This window comes from Flavobacterium sp., assembly GCF_028712645.1.
Classification (GTDB): Bacteria; Bacteroidota; Bacteroidia; order Flavobacteriales; family Flavobacteriaceae; genus Flavobacterium.
The window spans coordinates 1-5375 of sequence record NZ_JAQTPQ010000242.1 but is presented as its reverse complement, the minus strand read 5'-3'; the positions used below and the strand labels follow the sequence as shown (position 1 = coordinate 5375).

Below are 5375 nucleotides of genomic sequence, written 5' to 3'. Positions count from 1 at the left end.
AAATCAATTACCAGCTTTTTATTCCCATCGGAATCGACGTGAAATATCTGGCCCTGCCAAGCTCCAGAAACGAAATATCCGTTTCTGCCATCACTGACAATACCGTCCAAATTGTCAATTCCACTAAAGATTTTACGATACTTCTTAGTCTTCTTATTTACTGCGTAAGCAGTTTTATCTTTCATATTCAGCACTAAAACAGCATCTTTCGTACATAATAATCCATTCGGATTTGAAAGAATAGTAGAATCCAGCCAAACTTTTATTTTCCCATCTGCTATTTTATAAATTTTATTCCCAAAACAGTCAGAAATGTAAATGTCTCCGTTTGAATCAGATGTGATATCATTAAAAAATTTTGCATTATCAACCACAAATACATTTCCAATTTTGGCAGTATTCGTATTAATCTGGACAACTCTGTTGATATCTGCTACATACAATTTGTCTTTAAACAATCCCAAACCTTGTGGATTATCCAACCCTTCTACCCATTTTAAGGAATCCATTTCACCATTTGTCTTGATTCTGGAAATAAACCCATTTCCATCCTTCGCAAGGTATTCACCATTAATATTTGAAATATAAACAATTTGTTTTGAAGGGTCAAAAAGTGCCGATTCGGGTTTAAGAAAAAGAGAATCTGACACCCATTCTCTTGAAAAACTTTGACAAAAACTGATTGTCGAACTCAATGCAAGCAAGAATAATATCGTTGTTTTTTTCATTTTCCTTTATAATATTCGTTCATAATATACCAAGCTTTTTTCTTTTCACCATTTTCAGATAGTAGCCCTTTTCTGTTATATCCTTTTTGATAAACAGGATGCATTCTTCCCAACGATCTGTAATCATACAAAATCCATGGACAAACACCGCTCAAATTAGGAATGGTTTTAAACATTTCTGTTTGATTCTTATAAATCTGTTCTTGATATTCTTCAGACCAAGAAGAAGCCTCGTCAGTTGGAACATTTTTGTTTCCGTATAATGCCTCTCCTCCAAATTCAGAGATAAATACGGGTTTGTTAGGGAAGTCCACTTTCCATGTCGTCTCCGAAGGTTTTCCTTGCCAAGGAATGTACCAACCGATGTATTCGTTAATAGCAATTAAATCGGAATAGTTATATAGCGTATCCGTTACATTAAATGAATTATTGTTATAGCCTTGTGTATTTATAACATGAGTCACAATTCTTGTAGAATCTATTGCTTTGCATTTTTTAGTCAAATCAATAAGTGCTTCATTCCTATTTGGAGTACTCGAATACGTTTCGTTCGAAAGACTCCAGACAACTACTCCACAACGGTTTTTATCTCTGCGAATCATTTCTTTCAACATTGTCTCCATTTTTTCAGGAACAAGACTATCTGAAAATTTAATATTCTGATATATTGGAAGTTCATCCCATACCATTAATCCCATTTTTTCAGCTTCCTTAATCATATTTTCACTGTGTGGATAGTGTGCCAGCCTAACAAGGTTGCATCCTAATTCTTTGGCGGAATTCAACAATAACTTGGCATCTTCCAATGAATACGCTCTAGCTTTTTTCAATGGATTTTCTTCATGAATATTTACAGCCTTAATAAAAATAGGTTTTTTATTCAATAAGATTTCACTTCCTTTAGTTTCAATACTTCTGAAACCAATTTCATCAACAACAGAATCGGTTTCACTTTCAACGATTACTTTGTAAAGTTTAGGACTTTCGGGCGACCATAATTTGAAACGAGAAGAAAATTCAACCTTTGCAAAACCATTGTTATCCGTTTTAGTTTTATAATCGATATTTAGTTCTGGTATTTTGACTTTAATTTTTTGGTTCGATTTTTCTCCTTTTAGTTGAATCCAACCCAATACAGTATTCAAACTACCTTTTTTTAACTGAATAGAATAATCTTCTATGTATGTATTTCGGGTTTCAATAATATTTACATCACGTGTAATCCCTCCATAATTCAACCAGTCATAACCATAACCAGGAAGACCATTCTCTAAGCGGTGGTTATCTACTTTTACAATTATTGTATTATCGCCTTCTTTCACTTTGTTTGTGATTTCAAATTGAAAAGGTGTAAAACCTCCTTCATGGCTTCCCAGTTTTTCTCCATTCAAATACACATCTGCAATATAATTGACTGCACCAAAATGCAGAAATAGTCTTGAATCTTTCTTCTTAGAAATATTGAACTGTTTTTTATACCAAACAAAACCTTCATAAAAAGTGAGCTCACATAGCTGTGAATTAAAGTCGCCCGGAACATTCAATTCTGGTGCTCCATCAAATGAATACTCGAAGAAATCCGTTTTCTTTTGAGGCTTTGGTTCTATCCAAAATTGTTTCCAACCGCCAATATTTCCTGGATCCACCAAAACTTTCCATTTCCCATTCAAGCTTGTTAAATGCCTGGATTGAACATTGACCATTGCCGTTTGAGCCTGTAAATAATTACAAAAAAGAAGGATTAGAGCAATCAAGATTTCTTTTCTAAACATTATTTCCTCACTTTTTTTATTCATATGTAGTTGTTTATTTGTTTTTTATCGGTCATATGTAATTCACATATATCTTCATAGGTGTTTACATCACATTTCCGTTATGCTCACTTCATTATCCTTTTTATTTTAGTTCCAAGCTCCCCCTTTCAACCTACATTAATCTAAATCTCCAGGTTTGTATATAAACTTGTCAAAATCAGCGAAAGCTTTAGTATTTTTATTTTGGGATGCGGCATATAATCCAATATAAACTCCTGTGAAACCTCCATTGGTTTCAGAACTCAGATACCATACATTTACCTTGCTTAAAAAATTAAATTTCTTACCATCAAGAGAATAATAAAACGAGTAGAAGTCCTTATCTCCTTTCACTTTCAAATAAATTTTATCACTAGGAATTTCAATCTCGTTTGCGATATGGTTCAGCACTCCCATATGATAACGTACTTGCAATTTACGTTTGCCTTCTTTCGATTTTTTCAAAAAGAAATCATAATGTGCCTGAGGCGAGTAGTAAATTGTCATTCCCGCTTCGTCACCTTCCGTTGCATCATTTAACGACAGCACAGTGGTAGATGAAAAATCCATATGCTCCTGTCTGCGTCCCGCAAAAGTAGGGGAATCAGCATCATCCAAAGAAACCGGGCTTGCTTTCAACCTCAACGAACCTTTTTTCTCCGTCAGGGAATAATTTTTCATATATGGGTTTCGGAGGTAGTTCCAATCAACACCCAACTTCGCTTCATCAAAATCGGTAGCGAGGGCTTGCTGCTTCACGGGTTTTAAAGGCAAAGTAGGTACATTCATGTCTATGTTTACTGTTCCGTTGCCATTTATCACAGGCCATGCATTGGCATCCCATCTTACCGGAGCCAAAAATGTTTCACGACCCAATACGTGATGCAACAAGCTTTGTGGACGAAAGCCCAAGAATACTGTCCACCACGAACCGTCATGAGCCTGAATAAAATCGCCATGTCCTGTCCCTTGAATTGGGTTGCTTTGTGCATTTTCATTCATGTGGGTCATAATCGGATTAGAAGGATTCGATTGATAAGGCCCATAAATAGATTTGCTGCGTGCAATCGTCATTTTATGTCCATATTCTGTACCGCCTTCGGAAATGAGTAAATAATACCATCCGTCTTTTTTATAAATATGCGGCGCTTCCGGATAACGTCCTCCTGTACCATTCCATACAATTCTGCCTTCAGTCAATTTTTTTCCTGTTTTAATATCTATTTCAGAAATGGTGATGCCTTGGCCATTTGACACGAAGTAACATTTATTGTCTTCAAAATATAAAGTAGGGTCAATACCTGCCTGTTCCACAAAAATAGGTTCAGACCATTCGCCAGCAGGATTATCTGTAGATACATAAAAATTTCCTCCACCAGATACATTGGTGGTAACCATATAAAAACGACCTTCGTAATAACGGAGCGTAGGTGCATAAATACCAGAAGAAGGAGAGCATTTGTCTAATTTTAATTGGGATGGACGAGTGAGACAATGTCCTATTTTTTCCCAATTTATCAAATCTTTGCTGTGAAAGACTGGAACCCCAGGAAAATATTCGAAACTACTGGTTACTAAATAATAATCATCACCAACTCTACACACACTTGGATCTGGATGAAAACCAGAAATAACAGGATTTTTATATCCCTGAGCATTTGAGTAGTGAGAAAACTCCAAAATGCAAACTAAAAGAATTATTATTTTTTTCATATTGTTTTTTTTAAAATCAATTCTAATGCCTTATTTCAAAATAAAATCTACTGTACCTTTGATATCTGTGGCCGAAGCTCCAATCATAATTTTGAAAACACCAGGTTCTGCAATCCAGCTATTTTTTTTGTCATCATAATAAGAAAGATCTTCTTTTGTCAAGGTGAAACTTACCATTTTTTCCTCTCCCGGTTCTAAAGAAATTTTCTCAAATCCTTTTAATTCTTTAAGCGGACGAGGTAAACTTGATTTTTCATCCTGAACATACAATTGAACTACTTCCTTTCCTACCACTTTTCCTGTATTTTTTACTGGAATTGTCACAACTAATGAATCGGCTACCGTAATTGATTTTGAAGAAACTGTAGGTTTCCCATATTGAAATGTTGTATAACTCAATCCGAAACCAAATGAAAACAACGGTTCAATTTTTTTTGTATCTAACCAACGGTATCCTACCAAAATATCCTCTTTATAATTCACGTTGACACCGTCGCCCGGATAACAGAGTTTATCAAAGGCATATGCCCCAATATCTTCCAATTTTTTAGGAAAAGAGATAGGGAGTTTTCCCGAAGGGTTTACTTCACCAGAAATAATATCTGCCAAAGCATTTCCGGCCTCGGAGCCAAGATACCACCCTTGCACAACAGCTGGTGTTTTATCCAACCAAGGCATCAAAACCGCATTTCCGCTTAGTAAAATTACGGCAGTATTTTTATTGACTTTCAGTATCGCTTCAATTAGTTTATCTTCTCCGAATGGCAAACTAAGAGATTTACGATCACCACTTTCACAATCCTGGAAATAATTTTTATTCAACCCGCCAACAAAAAGAACCACATCGGCATTACGGGCAACTTCAATAGCCGCAGTTTGCAAGGAATCAATATTTAATTTAGAGGGTTCTTCCGATCCATATAGCGACCGACCTGAAGCATATCCCATACTGTAAACTATATGATTTTCTCCGTATTTTTTCTTTAATCCCTCTAATGGTGTAATTTCATAAGCAGCTTTCAGCGAGGTAGAACCTCCCCCAACAATCAGACTACGTGTAGCATTTTCGCCTATCACGGCAATCTTTGTGTATTTGCCTTCAGGAATGGGTAAAAACTGTTTGTTATTTTTAAGGAGGACA

4 protein-coding genes are annotated in these 5375 nt (G+C 35.6%); all 4 read right to left on the bottom strand.

The annotated features are described in order from the left end of the window. The coding region (locus tag PHC28_RS15220; RefSeq protein ID WP_300102546.1) for a hypothetical protein at positions 1 to 728 on the bottom strand (728 nt) is incomplete at its 3' end. Beyond that, positions 725 to 2524: a glycoside hydrolase family 2 protein gene (locus PHC28_RS15215; RefSeq protein ID WP_300102543.1), complete on the bottom strand. Its 1800-nt coding sequence runs from the start codon at positions 2522 to 2524 to the stop codon at positions 725 to 727. The genes PHC28_RS15220 and PHC28_RS15215, both read right to left, overlap by 4 nt. 135 nt (positions 2525 to 2659) lie before the next feature. After that, the gene (locus PHC28_RS15210; protein ID WP_300102540.1) at positions 2660 to 4201 is read right to left on the bottom strand and encodes a glycoside hydrolase family 43 protein; all 1542 of its coding nucleotides are present in this window, start codon (positions 4199 to 4201) and stop codon (positions 2660 to 2662) included. Positions 4202 to 4264: 63 nt separating this feature from the next. Continuing rightward, positions 4265 to 5375, bottom strand: a 1111-nt coding sequence (locus PHC28_RS15205) for a glycoside hydrolase family 3 C-terminal domain-containing protein (protein ID WP_300102537.1), incomplete at its 5' end; no start/stop codon positions are given.